General features: G+C 30.6%; 20 protein-coding genes. 12 read left to right on the top strand and 8 right to left on the bottom strand.

Features of this window, described 5'->3' with window-relative positions:
* The gene (locus tag BA195_RS01645; RefSeq protein WP_068701784.1) at positions 1-333 is read left to right on the top strand and encodes a 2Fe-2S iron-sulfur cluster-binding family protein; all 333 of its coding nucleotides are present in this window, start codon (positions 1-3) and stop codon (positions 331-333) included.
* Positions 334-401: 68 nt separating this feature from the next.
* Here BA195_RS01645 and BA195_RS01640 read toward each other — a convergent pair whose 3' ends face one another.
* The 7 genes from BA195_RS01640 to BA195_RS01610 all read right to left on the bottom strand — a co-directional run bounded on the left by BA195_RS01640 (position 402) and on the right by BA195_RS01610 (position 9,376).
* The gene (locus BA195_RS01640; RefSeq protein WP_068701782.1) at positions 402-926 is read right to left on the bottom strand and encodes a flavodoxin; all 525 of its coding nucleotides are present in this window, start codon (positions 924-926) and stop codon (positions 402-404) included.
* A 4-nt stretch (positions 927-930) separates the two neighbouring features.
* Positions 931-1,596 (bottom strand): class I SAM-dependent methyltransferase, encoded by a 666-nt coding sequence (locus BA195_RS01635; protein ID WP_068703876.1) that lies wholly within the window; start codon positions 1,594-1,596, stop codon positions 931-933.
* A gap of 13 nt (positions 1,597-1,609) precedes the next feature.
* Complete coding sequence (locus BA195_RS01630; protein ID WP_068701780.1) at positions 1,610-3,661, bottom strand: PepSY-associated TM helix domain-containing protein; 2,052 nt, start codon at positions 3,659-3,661, stop codon at positions 1,610-1,612.
* Positions 3,661-3,963 (bottom strand): hypothetical protein, encoded by a 303-nt coding sequence (locus BA195_RS01625; protein ID WP_068701778.1) that lies wholly within the window; start codon positions 3,961-3,963, stop codon positions 3,661-3,663. Before BA195_RS01625 ends, BA195_RS01630 begins: the two co-directional genes overlap by 1 nt.
* A 1-nt stretch (position 3,964) precedes the next feature.
* Positions 3,965-4,294, bottom strand: coding sequence for a hypothetical protein (locus BA195_RS01620; RefSeq protein ID WP_068701776.1), 330 nt, complete (start codon positions 4,292-4,294; stop codon positions 3,965-3,967).
* Between the two features lie 81 nt (positions 4,295-4,375).
* Entirely contained in the window at positions 4,376-6,994 is a 2,619-nt protein-coding gene (locus BA195_RS01615) for a TonB-dependent receptor (RefSeq protein ID WP_068701773.1), read from the bottom strand.
* A 33-nt stretch (positions 6,995-7,027) separates the two neighbouring features.
* Entirely contained in the window at positions 7,028-9,376 is a 2,349-nt protein-coding gene (locus BA195_RS01610; protein ID WP_068701771.1) for a TonB-dependent receptor, read from the bottom strand.
* 334 nt (positions 9,377-9,710) lie between these two features.
* On the opposite strand from BA195_RS01610, the gene BA195_RS01605 reads away from it, so the two are divergent.
* From BA195_RS01605 to BA195_RS01555, 11 genes are all read left to right on the top strand, one after another.
* Positions 9,711-10,868: a homogentisate 1,2-dioxygenase gene (locus tag BA195_RS01605; protein WP_068701769.1), complete on the top strand. Its 1,158-nt coding sequence runs from the start codon at positions 9,711-9,713 to the stop codon at positions 10,866-10,868.
* Positions 10,869-11,069: 201 nt separating this feature from the next.
* A complete protein-coding gene (gene hppD, locus BA195_RS01600; protein ID WP_068701767.1) occupies positions 11,070-12,233 on the top strand; it encodes a 4-hydroxyphenylpyruvate dioxygenase in 1,164 nt (387 codons plus the stop codon).
* Between the two features lie 102 nt (positions 12,234-12,335).
* Positions 12,336-13,256 (top strand): tryptophan 2,3-dioxygenase family protein, encoded by a 921-nt coding sequence (locus BA195_RS01595; RefSeq protein WP_068701765.1) that lies wholly within the window; start codon positions 12,336-12,338, stop codon positions 13,254-13,256.
* A gap of 102 nt (positions 13,257-13,358) precedes the next feature.
* Positions 13,359-14,135: a DUF3108 domain-containing protein gene (locus tag BA195_RS01590; protein WP_068701763.1), complete on the top strand. Its 777-nt coding sequence runs from the start codon at positions 13,359-13,361 to the stop codon at positions 14,133-14,135.
* Between the two features lie 100 nt (positions 14,136-14,235).
* The gene (locus BA195_RS01585; RefSeq protein WP_068701761.1) at positions 14,236-15,519 is read left to right on the top strand and encodes a peptidoglycan DD-metalloendopeptidase family protein; all 1,284 of its coding nucleotides are present in this window, start codon (positions 14,236-14,238) and stop codon (positions 15,517-15,519) included.
* Between the two features lie 4 nt (positions 15,520-15,523).
* Positions 15,524-17,092 (top strand): glucose-6-phosphate isomerase, encoded by a 1,569-nt coding sequence (gene pgi, locus BA195_RS01580; RefSeq protein ID WP_068701759.1) that lies wholly within the window; start codon positions 15,524-15,526, stop codon positions 17,090-17,092.
* Positions 17,093-17,226: 134 nt separating this feature from the next.
* Positions 17,227-19,791: a TonB-dependent receptor gene (locus BA195_RS01575; protein WP_068701757.1), complete on the top strand. Its 2,565-nt coding sequence runs from the start codon at positions 17,227-17,229 to the stop codon at positions 19,789-19,791.
* An 11-nt stretch (positions 19,792-19,802) separates the two neighbouring features.
* A complete protein-coding gene (locus tag BA195_RS01570) occupies positions 19,803-21,605 on the top strand; it encodes a hypothetical protein (protein WP_068701755.1) in 1,803 nt (600 codons plus the stop codon).
* Between the two features lie 97 nt (positions 21,606-21,702).
* Positions 21,703-22,113, top strand: coding sequence for a hypothetical protein (locus BA195_RS01565; protein WP_176714936.1), 411 nt, complete (start codon positions 21,703-21,705; stop codon positions 22,111-22,113).
* 63 nt (positions 22,114-22,176) lie between these two features.
* The gene (locus tag BA195_RS01560; RefSeq protein ID WP_068701753.1) at positions 22,177-22,905 is read left to right on the top strand and encodes a lysophospholipid acyltransferase family protein; all 729 of its coding nucleotides are present in this window, start codon (positions 22,177-22,179) and stop codon (positions 22,903-22,905) included.
* Between the two features lie 31 nt (positions 22,906-22,936).
* Positions 22,937-23,917, top strand: a complete 981-nt coding sequence (locus BA195_RS01555) for an acyl-ACP desaturase (protein WP_068701751.1) — start codon at positions 22,937-22,939, stop codon at positions 23,915-23,917.
* Between the two features lie 29 nt (positions 23,918-23,946).
* Here the strand turns inward: BA195_RS01555 and BA195_RS01550 are convergent, their stop codons facing one another.
* Positions 23,947-24,732, bottom strand: a complete 786-nt coding sequence (locus tag BA195_RS01550; protein WP_068701749.1) for an amidohydrolase — start codon at positions 24,730-24,732, stop codon at positions 23,947-23,949.
* Between the last annotated feature and the right edge of the window lie 45 nt (positions 24,733-24,777).

Genomic DNA, 24,777 nt, shown 5'->3' with positions numbered 1-24,777 from the left:
ATGGAACAAGATATTACCCTAAAAATAACAGATAGAGAAGGTGTAACACACGAAGTAGTTGCGCCAACTGATATGGCCATGAATTTAATGGAGGTTGTACGTTCGTATGAACTAGCTCCTGAAGGAACTATTGGTATTTGTGGCGGTATGGCAATGTGTGCATCGTGTCAATGTTATGTAAAATCAGATCATGAATTACCAGAAATGGGAGATGATGAGGATGCAATGTTGGCTGAGGCATTTAATGTTGAAGATAATAGTCGTTTAGGATGTCAAATACAAATAAAGCCAGAAATGGACGGTTTGGAGGTAGAATTAGCTCCTGAGGGGTAAAACAATATATTATTGTGATAAAAAATAAAACGGTTGCTAATAATGAGCAACCGTTTTTTGTTAAAATTTTAAGCTTGATTTATTAAGTTATTTTTTAAAATAGTTAACCATTTTAATAATCTTTCTTGTGTTAATTCTGGTTGATTGTCTTCATCAATTGCTAAACCATAAAATAAATCTTCATTTTCAATTTTAGCTTTCGATTCAGTATAATCGTAACCTTTGGTAGGCCATTTACCTATTATGTTACCTCCGTTTGCTATAACAACCTCGGCTAACATGCCTACGCCATCTATAAAATATTCCCCATAACCATACTGGTCTCCTAAACCATAAATGGCTACTGTTTTATTGGTAAAATCAATGGTTTTAAACTCATCAAAATAACTTTCCCAATCACTTTGTAAATCGCCATCATACCAAGTTGAGAGTCCTAATATAATAAAGTTAAATTTATCAAAATCAGAACTATTAGCGTTATTAATTTCTATAACTTCAATGTCAGTAACGTCCCACTCATCTACAATAGTGTGCGTAATTTCTTCTGTCATGCCTGTGTCAGAGCCATAAAATAAACCAATTACAGTATTCATTAACTTACTTTTTTAATATGATTAATGTATATTTTCTATTTACCAAATTACCAGATTTACTTTTTACTTGTTCAGTTTTTTGTAGTGTGTTAACTATTGTAAAAACAGTATTTTTTAGTAATAGTTTTATGTTCTCGTTTGAGTATAATTTAAATTTGTTATTTACAAAAGGAAGACTTTGCATAAAATTTTTTTGAGCAAAAGTTATAATACATATACCATCTTTTTTTAAAACTCTTGATAATTCTGTTAAAAAATTAATGGGGCTTTTCCAGAAATAAAGAGTATTTACAGTGAATATTTTGTCAAAGTAATTGTTTCTAAAAGGGATTTTTTCTCCATCATACAATTGAAAAGATATGTTTTTAGACCTTTGCTGTTTATCCAATTGTAAAAGAGCTTCTTTCATCATTGTTTCAGAAATTTCTAAACCGATGTAATTAATGTTAGTAGCTTTATTTAATATATATTTAAGGTGGCCACAGTTTCCATGACCAACCTCTAAAATTCGATTACTATTTGAAATTTTTAAGGCATCAATAGAGTTTTTGGTCATACTAATGTTACTTAAATTCATCGAGTTCGCTATTTCTATCCCTTTAACACCGGTAGGACAACTTAATTGCTTTTCAATTTCTTCTAATTGTTTCTTTGTAAATTCTTGTTTCATAATTTTTTTCAAATTATGCTTCTTTCCTAATCCATTTGTAAATATTGATAATTAAAAATATGCTAGCTATGGCAACTAATAAAAGCATGAAAATTTCTGAAATATTAGTAGATTCATGCATAATAGCTTCAAAGAAATGGTATACGTTATATAAGGTGGCTATGCTTGCCCAAACAAGAGATGTTATTTTAAACCATTTTTTTGATATTTCGATGGTTAATAATGCAAATAATAAGCACATGCCTTCAAATAAAATACGATAAATATGATGAATTACAGGAGCTTTTCCTGTTGCTCCTTCCATCATTAATGTTTCGTTGTAATAAATATTAAACAACCCGTATATGTGGTGTACTATCCAGCCAATGGCTAAAAATATCCAAAGAATAATAATTTTTGTTCGCATAGGTATATGATTTTTGTCGTCTTTTTTAGTTATTAAATTAGTTTTTTCAAACGTTTCAGTTTTTAAATGTTTGATGTTTTTATAATCAATTGGATTTTTATTAAATGTGCTCTGCATTACCTCTTTAGGTTTAATTTTAAAATAGCATAGCAAAGCGGTTACCGAAATTATTATCCAAAGTAAATCAACTGTTAGTATTTCGTATTGTTTGTTAGCAATAGTAGTCCATATCCAGTTTCCTGAGTTAATTCCATTTACAATTGGTATCATAAATCCAAAAATTGCGCCTAATAATAAACTAACTTTATTGGTGTAATAGTTGTTTCTTTTAAAGCGAAAAAAGAATATGAAACCTATCCAAGTTATAAAATAAAAGAGGTAAATGATGCTTTTTTTATTTTCGAAATTACCGTTTGCAAATTTTACAAAAAGAAAGGATAATGCGGTAACGGGTAACATAGATAAGCAAATAGCTAAGTATATATGTCCTACTTTTGCGGTATATAATCGTTGCTTTAAAGACATGCTTTTTTTGTTACGTGCTTCAATCCAAATTAAAACACCTGTTATAATAACAAAACAGGTAATTAGCGCTAAAATAAAATAGATGGTTTTTAGTAATATTCCTCCAAAATTAGCAAAATGTAAACGCCCGAAAACAAATTGAGAATCTTCAACATAGCTTAATTTTGTAGGATCTTTGGAAGCCTCTATTTTTTTTAGATAAGGATTAAAAGTTATGTAACCAGTTCCAACAAAGCGATCTTTATAATCTAATTCACCCATAATGGTGTATTTCATAGAGTTTCCTCCATAATTTTTTATAAATCCACGTGTTAGTCGAAAGTTATCCCATTTTTTAGCTGTTTTTTTAGCAAAATAATTAAAACTAGGTGTTTTTTGATTTGATACTTTAATCCATTGATAATTTTTGGTTATAGGTCGTAAATCTTCCATTAATTTAGCTTGATTTCCTTCGTACAAAAAATTAGCGGGTAATAAAACAAGGATACTAATAGAAAAGTAAACACCAGTAACGGCAAAAATAAATTGAAAAGGTAAACCTATAACACCTAAAGCAGTATGTGCATCAGTCCAAACTCGTTTTAAAATAATTTTAGGATTAAAGCTATAAAAGTTTGGAATAATCTTTTTCCAGTGAACTATAACACCAGTAATTATAGCAAATAAAAAGAAAAGGGTAACAAAACCTGCCAAATATATTCCGATTCTTGGTAGTTGATGAAAAAAATGTAAGCGATATAAAAATTCTCCTAAACTATATTGCTCGTCATATTTTTTAGTTTGTAGAGTGTTTATATCAACATAAAAAAAATTACTTTCTTTTCCTTTATTTGATGCTAAACTATCTTTACTGGCGCTCATAAAAACAGCTATTTTGTCTGTTTTTTCACCAAAAGTCATTTGTAGATCTCTTCCTGTTAATTCATAAGTTTTATTTAATTGATGCAGTATTTTATCAAAATTTATGTTTTTTGAATGTGTGTGTGAAACCGTGTTACCTTCTTCCCAAATTTTAATTTCATCTTTAAACAAAGCAAAAGCTCCTGCAAAGAAAATTATATATAAAGCAACACTAATAACAATACCACTTACTGTATGCGTATTAAAAAATACATTGTAATTTCTTTTACTCATTATATAAAGGGGTTGTTTTGTTTTCCAATAGTGTAAATACAGTAAAGTAAAATTGTAGCTATAAAGTATACTAACCATGCACTCCAACCATTTTTAAATAAAAAAGGAATAATTAATAAAGCGCACCACACTATAAAAAGGGTGAAAATAGAAGTAATAACTATTTCTTTTGGGTTAGGTAACCACAATGGTAAGCACATGTGTATTAATGCTGTAATAATATAACCACCTATAATACCAGCGGTTATTTTAGCAAATTTTTGCAAAGGAGATTTTGTTAAATATTTTGGATTAGCTGGCATGTTATAATAGTATTTCAATTAAAAATGAAATTGCAAAAAGAAAAGTTATGTGTTTGTAGTTAATTTTTTTAAAAGGTGCAATTATTATGATTAAACTTAAAATAAGTGTTATCGTAAATAACCAAAATAATACTCCCGATGTTGTTCCGAACTGGCGAATCATTAATAGTAGTGTTGCCATTAATATTAGAACACTTATTGTATTAGCTTTCTTGGTATTGTTTTGTATCCAGGTTTCTATTTTTTTTAAATTACTTAATTCTATTTTTTTTGAGGTGTTGTATTTAAAAAATAATCCTATAAAAATTAATAAAAAACTACTTGTTATCATATTACTTTTATTAGCCAAGCAACTCTAAGTTTATAAAACTTAGAGTTACAAGGGTTAATATAAACTTAATTCAAATTGCACTTAAAACTTATATTGTATCGTACCTAAAAATGCCCTAGGTGCTTGAGCATTAATAGTACTCCATCCTTTATAATAGGTTTCATCAGTAAGATTATTTACTTTAAAACCTACTTTAAATTTATTTGCATTGTAATAAACAGAAGCATTGTAAATAGTGTAAGATGGTAAGGTAAACTCTCCTGACACCCCGTTGTTCATCATTAAATGTTTTGATGCTCCGTTAAATCCTGCTCCGACTCCAAATTTCTCTAAAAAAGTACCTTCTAAAAATTTGTAATTTGTCCAAAAGTTATAAATGTTTTTAGGCCCTGCTTCTTCAGGTCTTCTATCTTGTAATGCAGCATATGCTGTTTTTGTTTTATTGCTATATGCCTTTGTAATTTTACTATCGTTATGAGAAAAAGAAGCTCTTAAGTTTAAACCATCAAAAGGATTGGTGTTTATTTCAAACTCTAGCCCTTTGCTTACAGTTTCTTCAATATCAATACTTGTTGGAAATAAAATACCATTAGGGTCAGAATTAAGAGCGTCGTTAACGGTAATGTGATAATAACTAATACTTGCATTTAATTTACCATTAAAGAAATTTGTTTTAAATCCACCTTCAAACTGAGTAGCTTTTGTGGGTTTAAAAGTATCTACTGTTCCGTCTTGATTTACAACAGGATTATTATTTACAAATCCAGTTTGGTAATTTGCAAATACGCTTAATTTATTTAAAAAAGGTTGATATAAAACTCCTGCATTTGGCGATAACGTTGTTTTAGTATAATTATCTAAATCATTATTTTTATTTCCTTTTTGATTAAAATAATCTAAACGTAAACCTAAATTTACAGTTAATTTTTTTGAGATATTAATAACATCAGAAGCATATACAGCAAAAGTTGACGAGCCTGTTTCTATCTCACGCGTTGGAACTTGATTAAATACAGCATCTAAATCAGTTTTTTTAACACTGTGTTTTGTGTTTGGTGTAAAGTTATTAGGTATAATTGTCCCATCTGCGGCAAACATTCCATCAAAATATGGAAATCCTGATAATTGCGCTTGTAAACCTAACGCAGTATTTGCTGGCACATGGTTGATAGCTTCTAAATATGTTAATGTTTGTAAAATTCCTGAAAATGTTGGAGTTGCTGCCAAAGTAGGATTTCCGCTTTGGTTGTTTGTTTTTGAATTTCTGTTTACATAATCTAAACCAATTACCAAACGATTTCTAACATCGCCCAATTTAAAATCACCTGTAAAATTTTGTTGAATGTTAAATTTTGTTGCATTGGCATCGCGTTTATCGTAAATTCTTGTAAAAGCATCTCTTTGTAGTAAAGATTGTGATTCTAATAAAATATCATTTACTCCTGGTACAGCAGCTAAAGGTTGTAAAACTAAAAATGCAGCTCCAGCACCTTCAATCATGTATTGATAATATCCATTTGCTTCAGAATAACTACTAGCAAAAATTGTTTGAGAGTTCCATTGGTCAGAAATTTTATAATCTGCAATAGCTCTTGTATTAAAAATAGGACTTGATAATGTGATATCATTTGAAGTAAATGATTTATTAGGGTTTATACCTAAATCTTTTACATTTCTTGACACCATTGGTAAACCTCTTCTAACAAATAACATCGAAGGGTTTGTTTGTTCTGTATCAGAATATTCAATACCAAAAGATAAATTTAAGCGATTATTTGCACGGTATGTTAATGAAGGAGCAACAAAAAAGGTTTTTCTAAAACCAGCATCTTGCCAACTATCTTGTGTTAAATAAGAAGTATTTAATCTAAAAAACAAATCGTCATTTGTACCTAAAGGAGTGTTTATATCTGCTGAAATACGGTTCATACCAAAAGAACCAGCAGTGTAAGAAACACTTCCACCAAAACCTTTATAAGGTTTTTTAGTTACTACATTTATCAACCCTCCTAATGAAGTTACAGTACTACCAAATAATGTTGCCGAAGGGCCTTTTACCACCTCTATTCTTTCAATATATGAAGGGTCAATAGCACTAAAAGTAAAGCCAGGAACACCATCAACTAAAGAAGGTTGTGTAGCAAAACCTCTGGTTGAAAAATATCCGGTTCCTTCTCCGGGCGCTCTACCGGTAGATTCCCAAAGTTTACTAATTCCTGTAGCATTGTTTATAGCATCATCAAAATTGGTAATAATTTGAGATTCTAGTAACTCGGTTGTTATTGTAGAGTATACTTGAGGGTTTTCTATATCTTTTAAAGGTAGTTTTGAAACATAAGCGGTTTTTTTACGTGAAAAAGAGTTTTTTCTTGATTGAACAACAATTTCTTGTAAAAGCTCATTACCTTCTAATAAAACGATAGTTCCTAGGTTTATATTTTTATCACCTGAAACAGTTATTTCTTTAGTTTTATACCCAATATACGATATTGTTAAATTAATATTTGTAGTAGGCTTTTTTAATATTTTAAAATTACCATCAAAATCAGATTGTACGCCAGTTTTTGAACTTTTTATATAAATATTAACGCCCGTAAGTGGTGTTTGATTCTTGTCTGTTATTGTTCCGTTAATATAGTTTTGTTGTGCAACGATATTAAGGGTAAATAAAAGGATTGTTATTTTTAGTATAAGTTTCATTATTTCTTAGAGTAAGAATGCTTTTTATAAGTATTAAAATAAATTATAAGTTAAAGATATTCTACCATTTATACCTGGTTCAGATTGCCAGTATAAATAGCTACCATAATTGGCGCCAGAGTATAGGTGTTTGTTTAGTAAGTTGTTTACATTTAAAGCAACACGTAATTTGTTATTTTTCCAATGCACACCACCATCTAATCTAAAATAGTTAGGTAATTCGGTATTATTATCAGCATCCCAAGTCCATGAAGATCTATCAATTGAGTATTGGTACCCTAGTGATACACCAAAGCCTTTTAATGTTGAGTTTTTGTTAAATTTATAATTTAACCATCCATTAGTTATGTGTTTTGCATGTCCAGCCATTCTTGTGCCAACAGTGTTAGGAATATCTGATTTTGCTATTTTTACATCTGTATTGGCATAATTTAGCACAACATCAAGCTCATTACTAATATTTGCTTGCATGTCAAATTCAAATCCTTTAGATTCTATTTCACCAAGTAAAATACTAAATTGACGAGTAGTATCAGTTGGATCATTAGTTGTTATATTATTCTTATTAATTAAATAAGCACTTAATGAAGCATTTATTTTTCCGTTTAACCAATTGGTTTTAAATCCAGCTTCATAAATGGTACCTTCAATAGGGGCAAATCTTTTTCGTGTACTGTCTATGGCATCGTTAGCCAAAAATGATTGATCAAACAATCCATAAGCGGTAATTTGCGGTGTAATATCAGCACTTATACCAATTCTTGGCGTAATTTTTTTTGTCGTTTTATCTCCTTTAGGACTAAGGTGTGTGTATCTACCAGCTAATGTTAGTCTTATTTTATTATTTATAAAACCTATTTCATCCTGTATGTATAATGAATTAATTTTTGTACCATATGTGTATAAAGTAGCACGGTCTTTTAAAGGAACACTTCTGTCAAATACTGGAAAGACACTGTTTCCATAAGTTGGGTTGTAGATGTTAAAAGGAGCACTAGGAGTGTCTATTAATCCATTTTGACCAAAGTCAGCAAAATACTCTTTATCGGTATGGTCGTAACCAGCCATAACTTTATGACTTATTGATCCAGTATTAAATTTTCCATTAGTATATAATTGAAAATATTCACTTTCAGAAACAGCATCCCATAAACCTACAGATCTAATAGCATTTCCATTGTCTTCAATATTTCGAGCCCAAGCTGAAGCTCCTTGTTGTGTATAAAGCATAGTAACATACTTTGCTTCTGCCGACCAGTTTTCGTTGAATTGATGACTTATTTTGTTTAATAAACTAACTTCTTTTATATCGGTTTCAGGAAAACCTTTATCAATCATTGTAAAGTTTTTAGGTAAGCTTCCAAAACCTTTATCAACAGGACCAAAAATATAAGCGGCACCAATTAGTGTATTTAGTTTTTGATAAGAAAATTCAGTTAAAAAATCGGTTTTATCACTTATTTTGTATGATAAAGAAGGTGCTATACCTATACGTTCAGTGTTTTCAAATTTTCTATGACTTCCAGTGTTTTGATATAAAACATTTAAACGAGCAAGTAATCGCTTATCCTTAGTTAATGCACCCCCAAAATCAGCGGCAGCTCTATAGGTATCAAAACTTCCGCCCATTACATTTATAGTACCTATTTTTTCTTCAGTAGGTTTTTTAGTAACTACGTTATAAAATCCACCAGGTTCACCCGCGGCCATCATAAATCCAGAAGGCCCTTTTACAAATTCTATGCGATCTACCATAAAAGTATCTTCAGAAAGAGGTCCCCATGAGTCTTGAATGTTTACACCGTTTCTAAATGCAGGTAGTCTAAAACCACGCATATTTATGCGTGCAAAATGTCCCCAATGTTCAATATTACTAACACCACTTACATTTCTAAAAGCACCTTCTAATAAATTAGTAACTTGTTGGTCTTGTAGAATTTCTGAGCCAACTACTTGAATGTTTTGAGGTAGCTGCTTAATTGGTGTTTGTAAGCGTAATGATTTAGAAACCTTTTTTTTAGAATATTTGTTTTTTACACCGTTAATTGTAACTTCATCTAGTTTATTAATTAATTCTTTTAAAACTATTTTCCCTACATTTTTCGATTCGTTACTTTTAAGATTAACAGTAATTGATTTTTTTTCAAAACCAACCATTGAAAAATTAATTGTATAGTTGCCTTCTTTAAGGTTTTTAAATTCAAAAGCCCCGTTTTTGTTACTAATAGTTCCTTTTTTATTAGAGTTTAATACTATATTAACTGAAGGTATCGCGTCGTTTTTTACTGAAAAGAGGCTTCCTTTAATAGTGCTATTTTGAGCAATTATTGTTGTTGTGATAAATAAAAACAATACCAATGATGTGGGTATGATTTTGTGCATTTTGTTTTAATTTAGATTTAATTCAAATAATTATCGACAAAAATACCTTACTTGAAAACAAATACAAAACTTATTTAGATTTAATTTAAATAAAAAAATAAAACTATTTGAATTTTAAGAAGATATAATGTTTTTTTTATTTCTGTATATTTGTAAAACAAGCAACTAAAAGTTCTAACAAATGTATTTAGACTTATTATCACACTTAAAATTTTTGATAAAACGCAATCCGGAATAAGGTTTTAATGTACTAATTTATCAGTGTAAAAATGTAACAATCTTATGCTCTTGCTAATTGTAACATTATTTATTAACTCATTAATACATTAACAAAATGCCTTTTTATCATAAGTTAGGGAATATTCCACCAAAACGTCATACGCAATTTCGTAAAGAAGACGGTAGTTTATACTACGAACAACTATTTGGTACGATTGGATTTGACGGAATGTCTACCAACAGTTATCACGAGCACAGACCAACAATGGTCAAAGAAATTCGCAAACAATATTCTGTTGCGCCAAAAATAGCCAAAGCCAATAATATTCAATCATATCGTTTTCGCGGATTTCAAGTTCCGCCCGAAAACGACTATTTAGAAAGTAGAAAAGTTGTTTTAACAAATTCTGATTGTAATATTATTCTTTCAGCTCCAAAACACTCTACCAACGATTATTTTTATAAAAATACCGATGCAGATGAGGTAATTTTCATTCATAAAGGAACAGGGAAATTAAGAACACATCTTGGAAACATCGATTTTAAATACGGAGACTATTTAGTAATTCCCCGTGGAATTATTTATAAATTAGATTTTGATGATGAAAATAACCGACTTTTTATTGTCGAATCTTACAGTCCAGTTTACACACCAAAGCGTTACCGAAACTGGTTTGGGCAACTATTAGAACATTCGCCATTTTGCGAGCGCGATTTACGCAGACCGCAAGAATTAGAAACCTATAATGAGTTAGGAGATTTTTTAATCAAAGTAAAAAAACAAGGCGAGATCATAGAAATGGTCTATGCTTCGCATCCTTTTGATGTGGTTGGTTACGACGGATACAACTTTCCATATGCATTTTCAATTCATGATTTTGAGCCGATAACTGGTCGCATACATCAACCACCACCAGTGCACCAAACATTCGAAACAAATACCTTTGTAATTTGTAGTTTTGTACCACGTTTATACGATTATCACCCAAATTCAATTCCAGCGCCATACAATCACAGTAATATAGATTCCGACGAAGTATTGTATTACGTAGACGGTGATTTTATGAGTAGAAATGACATCGATCAAGGTCATATATCATTACATCCAGCAGGTATTCCTCACGGTCCACATCCAGGAACAACCGAAAAAAGCATTGGTAAAGAAAAAACCGAAGAATTAGCAGTTATGGTAGACACTTTTAAACCTTTAATGGTTACAGAAGAAGCCATGAAAATTGCCGATGAAGATTATTATAAATCGTGGTTAGAGTAAAATAATTATTAGAAGCTATTTCCTGCTTTTCGCACTCGCTTTTTTTATTTAGAAAAAAAATAAAAAAGAGCTCAAACAAATGCTTCAATCAGGGCTAAATTTGTTTAAATAAATAATGCTTTATCAAAGGAGTCGCTAATTTATAAATATAAGACCTCACAGGTTTTTAAAACCTGTGAGGTCTAGAAAAAAATAAACACAATGAGTAAAAAAGAAATAAAATCAGTAAACTACGGTTTAGAAAAAATATTTGAAGGAGCACAAGACTTCTTGCCACTTTTAGGAACAGATTATGTAGAGTTTTATGTAGGTAATGCAAAACAAGCAGCACATTTTTATAAAACAGCATTCGGATTTCAATCACACGCTTATCGCGGATTAGAAACTGGCGCAACAGATTCTGTATCTTATGTATTAACGCAAGACAAAATCAAGTTAATGCTAACAACTCCATTAAATAGTAAATCGCCAATAAACGACCATATTGTACAACATGGTGATGGTGTTAAAATAGTAGCACTTTGGGTAGAAGATGCACGAAAAGCATACGAAGAAACTACTTCAAGAGGAGCAAAATCTTATATGGAGCCAACGGTTGATAAAGATGAGCATGGTGAAGTAGTAAGAGCAGGAATATATACCTACGGAGAAACCGTACACATGTTTGTAGAACGTAAAAACTATAATGGTGCATTTTTACCAGGTTTTCAAAAATGGGAATCAGAATACAACCCACCATCAGCAGGATTAAAATATATTGATCACATGGTTGGTAATGTAGGTTGGAACCAAATGGATGTTTGGGTAAAATGGTACGAAGATGTTATGGGGTTTGAAAACTTTTTATCTTTTGATGATAAGCAAATTCATACAGAATATTCGGCATTAATGAGTAAAGTAATGTCTAACGGAAACGGTAGAATTAAGTTTCCAATAAACGAACCAGCAAAAGCAGCAAAGCGTTCGCAAATTGAAGAATATCTAGATTTTTACGAAGGTGCAGGAGTACAACACATTGCTGTTGCAACAGATGATATTTTAAAAACAGTGTCGCAATTAAGAGCAAATGGAGTAGAGTTTTTATCAACACCTCCAGACGAATATTACAAATCAGTTCCTGGTCGTTTAGAGGAATTTAGTCATGAATTAAACGAAGATATCGAAAAGTTAAAATCTTTAGGTATTATGATTGATGCTGATGAAGAAGGATATTTATTGCAAATCTTTACAAAGCCAGTAGAAGACAGACCAACCTTATTTTTCGAAATTATTCAAAGAATGGGGGCTCGTGGTTTTGGAGCAGGAAACTTTAAAGCCTTGTTCGAATCTATAGAAAGAGAACAAGAAAAACGAGGAACTTTATAATTTAAATGGATAATTATAGAAACATTAAATCACCATTTTCATAAGTAATAATACTTATAGAAATGGTGATTTTAATTAATAATGTTTATATAAAATATAAAAATGAATAAAGAAGCGCTTTTAAAAGCAATAGAGGACAAATACGAAAAATTAGGAGTCCCGTTAGAAACCATGTTAGAGGGGTTGTTGCATAGTACACCAATAACTTATTGGGATTATATTCAAACAGACGCCTTGTTAGGTTTGCAAATACCAAGAACAACTGAGCCTGATGAAATGGTTTTTATTATGTATCATCAGGTAAATGAACTGTTGTTTAAAATGATTTTATGGGAAATTGATCAAATTTCATTAACTGAAGAAGTAATTAGTGCAGATAAATTTTCGAAACATTTAATGCGTATTAGTAGGTATTTTGATATGTTGTGTAATTCTTTTACGGTAATGCAAGACGGAATGGATGTAGAACAATACCTGAAATTTCGAAACACCTTGGCACCTGCAAGCGGATTTCAATCAGCACAATATCGTAAAATAGAATTTGCATCAACAGAGTTAATTAATTTAATTGACGCACGTTATAGGGAAACAATTGATAGGGGTTCGTCTTTTAAAAATGCTTTTGAACATTTGTATTGGCAAGCAGCGGGTAAAAATCATCAAACAGGAAAAAAATCAATATTAATTAAGCTTTTCGAAAAAAAATACATGGGCGATTTTATTGATTTTATGGAAGATTATAGGGATTGTAATCTATCATCAAAATTTAAACAATTGCCAGAGGGTGTTCAAAAAAATCCTGAATTAATAGCTGCAATGCGTCATTATGATTACACCGTAAACGTAAAATGGGTAATGGCACATTATAATGCTGCGGGTAAATATTTAGGTGGTGGCGATAAGGATTTAGAAGCTACAGGAGGTAGTAATTGGCGTAAATATATGCATCCAAAATATCAGCGAAGAATATTTTTCCCATATTTATGGAGTAAAGAAGAGTTAAAAAATTGGGGAACATTTTAAACTCAATAATAAAATATAAAAAGTTGTTTGATTTTTAAATTCAAACAACTTTTTATATTTTGGAACAATAATTGTCTTACTTTTTTAATAAGTTTGAAAATCATGAAAAGAAAAGTATTTTTTATTTCCGTATTATTTTTTACCGTAATTACTTTTAGTCAAGAAAAGGAACCTGTATTTAAAGATGGTGAATGGCTTAAATTTAAAATGAGTTATAGTGGCTTTTTAAAAGCAGGTAACGCTACATTATCGCTAAATGAAGAAAGTTTAAAAGGTAAAAAAGTACTACATGCCACGGCTAAAGGTTGGACAACAGGAATGATTAAGTGGTTTTTTAAAGTAAATGATAATTATCAATCGTATTTTGATAAACAAACAGGAAAGCCGTATTTATTTAAAAGAAAAATTGATGAAGGCGGGTATAAAAAAAATAAACAAATAGCTTTTAATCAGCAAAAAAATACTGTTCATATTCAGGATTTTATAAAACAAAAAGCAACCACCGTAAAGGCTGTGAATGTTCAAGATATGATTTCTGCTTTTTACTTTTTAAGAAAGCATAACTTAAAAAAGATGAAAAAAGGTGAGGAAATTAAAATTGATATGTTTTTTGACGGAAAAACAAATCCATTTAAATTACGCTTTTTAGGGAAAGAAACCATAAAAACAAAATTTGGTAAAATCAAAACCCTAAAATTTAGACCTTTTGTACAGGCAGGAAGGGTTTTTAAAGCTAAAGAAAGCGTAACAATTTGGATAACGGCTGATGATAATAAAGTTCCTGTAAAAATTAAAGCCTCTTTATCAGTCGGTTCTTTACGAGCAGAATTAGATGCTTATAAAGGTTTGGCAAACCCTTTTGAAATTGTAATTAAGTAAATAATAATAATAAGTTGTTTACTGACTGTTAAAGTGTAATAATCAAAACTTTTTATTTGTATTTTTGCGGATAACCACAATCTTAAAAAAAAATTGTTTTTTGAAAAAATATAGCCTTCTGTTATTTGTGTTTTCTCTCTTTTTTTCATGTAAAAAAGATAATAAAGAAGATGTAAAAATACCTGTAAAGATAATAAAACCCAAGCCTACGTATGTTTTTGGTTTTAATAAGGATAAATACAAGATAATACATGATACCATAAAAAGTGGCGAAAGTTTTGGAGGTATTTTAGATCGTCATCATGTAATGTATCCAAAAATTAATAAAATTGCAACAACTATTAAAGACACTTTTGATGTAAGACGCGTACGCTCAGGTAAAACATACACAATTCTTGCCTCAAAAGACTCATTAGAAAAAGCGCAAGTTTTTATATATAAACACAACAAAGTAGATGCAACAGTAATAAATTTTAAAGACTCTATTATTGAGGCGTATAAGGTTCGAAAAAAAATTAAAACGGTAGAAAAAGAAATAGCAGGAGAGATTTTTTCAAACTTATCGGTTACCATGGATAGTTTAGGTTTAAAATCAACATTAACCAATACTGTAGCAGATATTTACGCTTGGACACTTGATTTTTATCGCCTTCAAAAAGGAGATAAATTTAAATTAATTTATGAAGAAAAGTTTATAAACGACACTGTTTTTGTTGGTTATGGAGAAGTGAAAGCAGCAGTTTTTAATCATGGAGGAGAAGATTTACATGCCTATAAATTCATTGGAGACACAATTCGTAAAATACCTGAGTTTTATGATGAGAAAGGGAATATGTTACGAAGAGCTTTTTTAAAATCACCAATTAAATTTCAATACAGAGTATCTTCACGATATAATTTGAGAAGAAAAATAGCGCTTTATGGTAGAGTTCGACCTCATAGAGGAACTGATTTTGCTGCTAAGTACGGAACAGAAATAATGACTACTGCAAGTGGAACTGTTGTTGAATCTGCACGACGAGGAGGAAACGGAAACTATGTTAAAGTAAAACATAATAGCACTTATTCAACTCAGTATTTACATATGAAAAAGCGTAATGTTAGAGTAGGAGATTATGTAAAACAAGGAGATGTTATAGGTTGGGTTGGTATGACAGGAAATACAAGTGGACCACACGTTTGTTATCGTTTTTGGAAATATGGAAAACAGGTAGATCCGTTTAAAGAAAAATTGCCATCAGCAGAACCTCTAGACCCTAGTATTAAACCAGCGTATTTTGAGTTTATAAAACCACTTAAAAAACAATTGGATAGTATTAAGTTGTATAAAAAAGATACGCTTTTTACACCAGTAATAGAAAAAGAAACAGCACCTACATATTAATATTATGCCTTTACAAAATATAAATCCCATTCAAACAGAAGCGTGGAAAAAACTAACAGAACATTTTTGTGAAGCAAAAGAATATGAATTAAAAACGCTTTTTAGAAAAGATAAAAATAGAAAGGACAATTTTTCAGTATGTTTAGATGAATTAAAGTTAGATTATTCAAAAAATCATATAACTCAGCAAACAATTGACTTATTAATATCTTTAGCAGAAGAAACAGCGTTAAAAGATGCAATTGATAAATATTTTTCAGGACATAAAATTAATGTAACCGAAAACAGAGCGGTGTTACATACTGCTTTGAGAAGTAATTCAGCAGAACCTATTGTAATTGACGGAAAAGATATAAAACCTAAAATACAAACTACATTAAGAAAAATAAAAGCCTTTAGTAATAAGGTAATTTCAGGAAAATGGAAAGGTTTTACAGGGAAACCAATTACAGATATTGTTAATATTGGAGTTGGAGGGTCAGATCTAGGGCCAAGAATGGTGGTAGAATCATTACAGTTTTATAGGAATAGATTGAATACACATTTTGTATCTAATATTGATGGAGATCATGTGTCAGAAACTTTAAGTAAGTTAAATCCTGAAACCACTTTATTTGTCGTTGTATCAAAATCATTCACCACAGATGAAACCATAACAAATGCAAATACGATTAGAAATTGGTTTTTAAAATCAGCTTTGGTTTTTGATGTTGCTAAACATTTTGTAGCTGTTTCCTCTAATATAGAGGAGGCAATTAATTTTGGAATAGATAAAAAAAACATTTTTCCAATGTGGAATTGGGTTGGAGGTCGTTTTTCTTTATGGTCTGCAGTAGGTTTATCTATAAGTTTGTCTATCGGATATGATAATTTTAAAGAGTTGTTAAATGGTGCCGAAATAGTTGATGAACATTTTAAAACGGCTGATTTTTCTAAAAACATCCCTGTAATACTTGGTTTGTTAGGGGTTTGGTATACTAATTTCTTTGAATGTGAAACAGAAGCCATTCTACCTTATAGCAATTATTTAAGAAAACTACCTGCTTATTTACAGCAGTCTATTATGGAGAGTAATGGTAAGGGAGTTGATAGAAATGGACAAGAAATAAACTACCAAACCGGAAATGTAGTTTGGGGAGCAGCTGGTACAGATATGCAGCATGCTTTTATGCAATTGGTACATCAAGGTACCAAATTAATACCAACAGATTTTATTGGTTTTGAACAGTCTTTATACGGGGTAACTTCTCATCATAAAAAGTTAATGGCTAATTACTATGCGCAAATGGAGGCTTTAGCAAATGGTAAAACAAAAGAAGAAATCCATTTAGAATTAAAAATGGAAAACAAACTAAATGAAATTAACCAGCTATTACCTTATAAAACCTTTAAAGGAAACCGTTCTAGTAACTCACTTATTTTTAATAAATTGTCTCCTAAATCTTTAGGGATGTTGATTTCAACTTATGAACACAAAATTTTCACACAAGGTGTCATATGGAATATTTATTCTTTTGATCAATTTGGTGTAGAATTAGGTAAAGAAATTGCTAAAAAAATGCTATCAAGTTAAATTATATTCTAATTTATTGAATTTTTTATTGCAATTTTTGTTAAAATGATGTTAAGAAACTTAACATTAACTTAATATTGGCAGGAAAGAAAAGCAAGACCTTTGCGCTGCATTTAATAACAATTAGATTAAAAATGAAAAAATTCAAAAATGTTTTACTTGTAGCACTGTTCTTTGTAACAGCTACAGTTTTAGGGCAAACAAAACTTACTGGTACAGTGGTTGATGAAATGGGTGAACCATTACCAGGGGCAAGTGTTGTAGTTAAAGGAACTACAAATGGAATAGCAACAGATTTTAATGGAGAATTTAAGCTTAATGCTAAAAAAACTTCAGGGTCTGTAATTTTATCTTTTATAGGATACATTAACAAAGAAGTTACTTATTCAGCTTCAAGTACTGATTTAGGAACTATTAAATTAGAACCTTCAAATGTTTTAAACGAAATCGTAGTAACGGCAACTTCTTTTGCTATTGATAGAAAAACGCCAGTTGCAGTATCTACAATTAAAGCAGAAGAAATTGAAACTAAATTAGGAACTCAAGAATTTCCTGAAATTTTAAAATCTACACCTGGTGTGTATGCAACTAAAACTGGTGGTGGTTACGGAGACTCAAGAATTAATTTACGTGGGTTTAGATCTGAAAATGTAGCTGTAATGATTAACGGAGTTCCTGTTAATGATATGGAAAACGGAGCAGTATACTGGTCTAATTGGGCAGGTTTATCAGATGTTACATCTGCAATGCAGGTTCAAAGAGGTTTAGGAGCTTCTAAAGTAGCGGTGCCATCTATTGGAGGTACAATTAATATTATTTCTAAATCTACTGATGCTGAAAAAGGAGGGAACGTTAAAATGTCTGTAGCAAATGATGGTTATTTTAAATATGGAATGACTTTATCTACAGGAGTAATGGATAATGGTCTTGCTATTACAGCTTCTGCAGCACACGTTTCAGGAGACGGTTATGTTGATGGACTTCAATTTAATGGAGTGAATTACTTCTTAAATATATCTAAAGAGTTAAATGATGATCATAAATTATCTTTTAATATAATAGGAGCACAACAAGAGCACGGACAAAGATATAATACAAGAACAATTGCACAAAATAGAGCAACTGAACAAGGGGGTAAAAGATTTAACCCAGATTGGGGTTATAGAAATGGTAAGGTAGAAAATGTTTCACAAAACTATTACCATAAACCACAAATATCTTTAAATCACGATTGGACAATTTCTGACAAAACTTTTGTAACCACAGCAGTATATGCTTCTTTTGGTTCTGGTGGAGGAAGAAGAACAGAAGGTACAGGGAAATTCACAAACGATGAATATAGATTAGGTGACGTTGATACACCAATTGATTTTGATAGAATTGTTGCAGAGAACAAAGCAAATGGAGCAAATGGAGCTACAGATGTATTTACAGCTTCAGTTAACGAGCATAAATGGTATGGTATTTTATCTACATTAAAAACCGAATTGTCTGATGAATTAACTTTATCAACAGGTATCGATGGTAGATATTATGTAGGAACTCATTATTATGAAGTTACAGATTTATTGGGAGGTCAATATTTTTTAAATCCAAAATCAAACGATAATAATTATAATCAACCATTAAAAGTTGGTGATCGTTATAATAGAGATTATGAAGGAAGAGTATTAAGATATGGTGTTTTTGGTCAATTAGAATATTCTAAAGATGATTTATCAGCATTTTTATCTACAACAATATCTAATACAAGATATGGTAGATCAAGTTTCTTAGATGATTCTTCTAATCCAAACGGAAATGTTTCAGATAATGCAAATTTCTTAGGATATGGAACAAAAGGTGGAGTAAATTATAACATCAATGAAACACACAATGTATTTGCAAATGTTGGTTACTTTTCAAAAGCACCTTTTTTAACAGGAAATGTATTTCTTGACAAAGAATCAGTAGAATTAAACGATCAAGCGCTTAATGAAAAAGTATTTAGTGCAGAAATAGGATACGGTTATAGAAGCGAAAGGTTTAACGCAAATGTAAATATTTATAGAACTTCTTGGTTAGATAAATCATTAACAAAAAGTGTAAATGACCCAGATAATGTTGGTCAGCAATTAGAAGCAAACTTAGCAGGTTTAGACGCATTACACCAAGGTATTGAGGTTGATTTTGTATATAAAATGACAGATGACCTTATCTTAAACGGTATGGCATCATTAGGAGACTGGAGATGGAAAAGTGATGTAAGTGGTAGAATTTTTGACCAATCAGGTACATTGTTAGAAGAAGTAGTGGTAAATGCAACTGATTTAAAAGTATCTGATGCAGCACAAACTACTTGGTCTTTAGGCTTAAAATATAAAGCATTAGAAAAATCATCTATCTTTATAGATTATAACTACGCAGGTGATTTATATGCTAAAATGGATATTAATAGAAGTACTGATAGAAAAAATACATGGCAATTACCAGAGTATCATTTATTTGATTTAGGATTTAACCATGGTTTTGAAATAGGAGGTTTAGATGCTTCTTTATCAGGAAAAATGAATAATATTTTTGATGTAGAATATATATCTGACGCATTTGATAAAACTGAAGAAGTAAGCCCTGGTGTATTTGAGCATACAGCAACTAACGCAGGTGTATATTACGGAGCAGGAAGAACTTTCAGTTTAGGTTTAACAGTTAAATTTTAATAAACAAAACCATGAAAAAAATATTTTTATTATTAACAGTTTTTACAATGGTTTTCACTTCATGTGAGCCATTAGAAGATATCAACGCCTTAGTTGATGCAAAAGAAAATGCAATTGTAGGTGATGCAGAATATACACTAACAGATGATGACTACGATACGTTAGAGCTAAACTATGGAAGTTTCAATTCTGAAGATGATGCTAAAGAAAAGATACCAGCATTATTAGCAGATTTATACCCAGCATGGGGAAATAAGTCATCTGTATTAGTAGGTTATAAATTATACAGAGGTAGAGCTTTTAGTTTAAAAAACTATGAGTTAAGCGAGAGTGATTATGCAGTAAGCGGAAGTAGTACAAATGCTTTTGAAAGTAGCGTTACACCTTCAGATTATTTACCGGGAATTTTATCAAATAAATATAGTTCTTCTGATGAAGGAGATTATGTTTCTACAACTTATGCACAATATACAGGTAGTACAACAGCCGTTACTCCTAAAGTTTCTTTAGAAGAAAACTTTGATTACGGAGCAACTGCAGGAGATTTAACAACTGTTTCAGCAGGAGCATGGGTAAAACACTCAGGAGCTGATAATCAACTGCAATATGCAACAACAGGATTGTCTATGACAGATTATCCTTCAGATGCTGCAGGTGCAATCTCTTTATCTAATGCAGGTTCAGAAGATGTAAACAAAGCATTTACTTCAGATATTACATCTGGAATGGTATATTCTAGTGCTTTAATAAATTTAAGCGAAGTAGGTAATGGTACTTATTTCTTTCACTTAATGGAAGAGGATGGAAGTTATGCTTTTTCTGCAAGAGTTGGAGCGAAAAATAATGGGTCAGATAAAATTTTATTTGGTATTGGCGCTAGCTCTAGCTCTTTAACTTACGGAAGTAACGCTTATGATTTAAATAAAACTTACCTTATAGTTGCATCTTATAACACAGCAAATGGAGTATCAAATTTATATGTGTTAGACGCTGTTACAGATACTGAACCAGATACACCAGAAGCTACTAATACTGGTAATCCAAATAATACAGCAAAAAGAATAGGTATCCGTCAAGGAAACGGAGGGCCAACAGGAACAGTAGATGGTATACGTGTTGCTAACACATGGTCAGCAATAATGAATAACGGAACATTACCTGATGAAGTTGTTGGAGAAAAAGTGTTTACTACTGTAATGTACACCTATGATGGAACTACATGGAAATTACCTACAGACAATTATTACTCAGTAACTGAAGATGATTTTACATCAATGGGATTAAGTAATTTTGGAAGCTCTAAACCAGCAGCAAATTATTTACCAACATTTTTAAACATTAAATTTCCTTATGCTCAAGATGGAGATGTATTAGATGTAGTGTATAATTATGTATCTAGTTCAAGCGGAGCACAAGTAAGAGGAGATTTATATACAAAAACTGATGGAGTTTGGGAAGCTTATAAATCTACAATTGAAACTACTTTACAATTTGGTCACGATGGTACAAACTGGGTGCCAGATAATACAATTAAGTATACTTTGGTAAGAAATGCAGATTATGAATATATGGCATCTCAACTTACATCTGCTGAATATGCTGGATTAATAGGTAACTTAGCTAGTTATGGAGATTTTGATTATAATTGGTCAGAGTCTCAAATAAACTATGCATTAGCTTTATTCTTAGATCACCATGCACCTACAGCAGCTGAAGGTCAAAAGTATTTATTATCATACGTAGTATACGATAATGGTGAAAATGAGTTTCAAAGATTATTTGAAAAAGTTGAAGGAGCTTGGGTAGTTAAATAACCAAAATCAAAAATAATATTTTAAAACCACCTCAATAGAGGTGGTTTTTTTATGCCCAAAAATTAGTACATTTACGCTAACAAAAAACAAACAAATTATGATAAAGACATTACATTCTTATTGGGCATATATTGTAGTAGCGGTATTGATTTTTACAGTACTAAATGCAGTTATTGGTTTGATACAAAAAAAAGAATTTACCCATAAAGAATTCCGACTAGGATTATTTAGTTTAATAACAACTCACATTCAATTATTATTAGGATTCTTAGTATATTTTGTTGGCGGCTTTCAAAAAGGATTAGGAGATATGAAAGATGCTCCAGTTAGATTATTAGCGTTAGAGCATCCTTTAATGATGATTATTGCTATTGTTTTAATAACAATAGGTTGGTCTAAACATAAAAAACAAGTAAAAAGTGCTGCTAAATTTAAAACATTTACAATATTTTATGGAGTAGCATTATTATTGATATTATCAAGAATTCCTTGGAATAATTGGTTTTAATTTAAATAAATAGTCCCGCTTTCGCGGGATTTTTTATTTTTGTTCACTAATTAAAATAAAAGAATGAAATTATTTAGTTATATTATATCGTCAATATTTGCATTGGTGTTTTTTTTACTACTCATAATATTCCATCCCTTACAATGGTTGGGATTAAAATTGTTTGGGCAACAAGGACATCAAAATGTAGTCGATATTATGAATTGGTTTTTAATCAAATCTTTATTAATTTTAGGGATTCGAGTACAGGTAGAAAATGAACAAGAATTACCAGAAAACACAAGTTTAATTTTTGTGTCAAACCACCAGAGTACATTTGATATACCGCCAATTATTTGGCACTTTAGAAAACATTATCCTAAGTTTGTATCTAAAAAAGAACTAGCAAAAGGAATACCAAGCATTTCTTTTAACTTAAGGCATGGAGGGGCAGCCTTAATAGATCGTAAAGATGCAAGACAAGCATTAACTGAACTAGGAAAATTCTCAAAAAAAATAAATAAGAATAATTGGTCAGCGGTTATTTTTCCAGAAGGTACAAGAAGTAGAACAGGTAAACCTAAGTCATTTTCAATAAATGGTTTAAAAATGATTACAAAATACAATCCAGATGCCTATATTGTACCTTTAACAATTAATAATTCATGGAAAGTGTTTAAATACGGTAAATTTCCATTAGGTTTAGGAAGTCCAATAAAAATTAAAACACACGCACCAATAAAAGTAAACAGTTTACCGTTTAATGAATTAATTGCTAATGTTGAAACTACAATAAAAGAAGCAATTTTTTAGTAAAGAAACAAACAACAACAAACAATATATTATGTCATTACAAAATATCCGAAAGGAAGTAATGCAAACACTGGAAAAAAACATTGACAGTTTTGTAGATAAATTTTTAATTCCTGCTGAAAAAATTTGGCAACCAACCGATTTTTTACCAAACTCACAAAAAGATACTTTTATAACAGAAGTTGAAGAAATTAGAGAGTTATCAAAAGAATTAGACGACGATTTTTGGGTTGTCTTAGTAGGAGATACGATTACTGAAGAAGCATTACCAACATACGAATCTTGGTTACTAGATTTAGATGGAGTTTCACAGCAACCAGACAATGGTTGGGCAAAATGGATACGTGCTTGGACTGCTGAAGAAAACAGACATGGTGATGTTTTAAATAAGTATTTATACCTTTCAGGACGCGTAAACATGCGTGAAGTAGAAATATCTACCCAACACTTAATTGCTGATGGTTTTGATATTGGTACAGCTACCGACCCTTATAAAAACTTTGTATATACAAGTTTTCAGGAATTGGCAACATACATATCGCACAATAATGTAGCAAAAATTGCCAAAAAGAAAGGACACAAAGCATTAGCAAAAATGTCTAAAATTATTGCAGGTGATGAAATGCGTCATCATATTGCTTACGCTGATTTTGTAAAAGAAATTTTTAAAATTGACCCAAGTGAAATGATGTTGGCTTTTCAGCACATGATGAAACACAAAATAGTAATGCCTGCAATGCATTTAAGAGAATCATTTGGAGCTAAAGGAAGTTTATTTGACGATTTTTCTACCGTAGCACAAAGAGTAGGTGTATACACTGGTTTTGATTATGTAGATATTCTTAAAAAACTAAACACCGTTTGGGAAATTGATAAAGTTACCGGTTTAACACCTGAAGCTGAAAAAGCACGTGATTATTTAATGAAATTACCAGACAGAATGTATCGAATTACCGAACGTATCGTAGTTCCTGATACAAAATTCAATTTTAAATGGATGATTCCAGCATAGTAAAAAAGCAACCGATAAGGTTGCTTTTTTTATTGAAGATTAAAAATATCTTTATCGTCTAAAAATTTAAATTTATCACGAATTTTATTTTGAACTTCTTTATTTAGCTCAATAATCAAACAAGTTTCCATTCCTTTATCATTTTTGGCTAAACATTTTCCTAGCGGGTCATATCCAACAGAATTACCGTTGTATTCGTAATTATTAGCATCTTTTCCAACTCTATTTACACCAATAGTATAACTTATGTTTTCAATAGCACGGGCCTTTAATAAAGTGTCCCAAGCTTCAATTCTATTAATTGGCCAACTAGCTACATATAAAAGTAAATCATAATTTTCGATATTTCTAGCCCAAACAGGAAAACGTAAGTCGTAACAAATTAATGGACAAATTTTCCAACCTATATAGTTAATTATAGTCTTTTTATTACCTGCTGAAAATATTTTGTGTTCGCCAGCTAAAGTAAAAGTATGTTTTTTATCGTAAAAATCAATTTTACCAGAAGGATGTACAAAAAGAAGTCGATTAAAATATTGATTTTTTTCAGTAATAATAATACTTCCTAGAAGTGCACATTTTTTTCGAGCAGCTAATTTTTGCATCCAAATCAGGGTAGGCCCATTCATGGTTTCAGCTAAATTAGTAGCGTTCATGGTAAAGCCAGTAGTAAACATTTCGGGTAAAATAACGATATCAATATTTGAAGAAAGTGTGTTTATTTTTTCTTCAAAATTTTTTCTATTTTCAGATGGATTTTCCCACACTAAATCAGCCTGAATTAATGCTACCGTAAGTTTGTTATTTGTATTCATTATAAAAAAATGAAATTATTAATCATATCAAAAATAAGATAAAAA

The organism is Tenacibaculum soleae (assembly GCF_001693415.1).
GTDB lineage: Bacteria > Bacteroidota > Bacteroidia > Flavobacteriales > Flavobacteriaceae > Polaribacter > Polaribacter soleae.
This window is presented reverse-complemented; position numbering and strand designations above follow the sequence as displayed.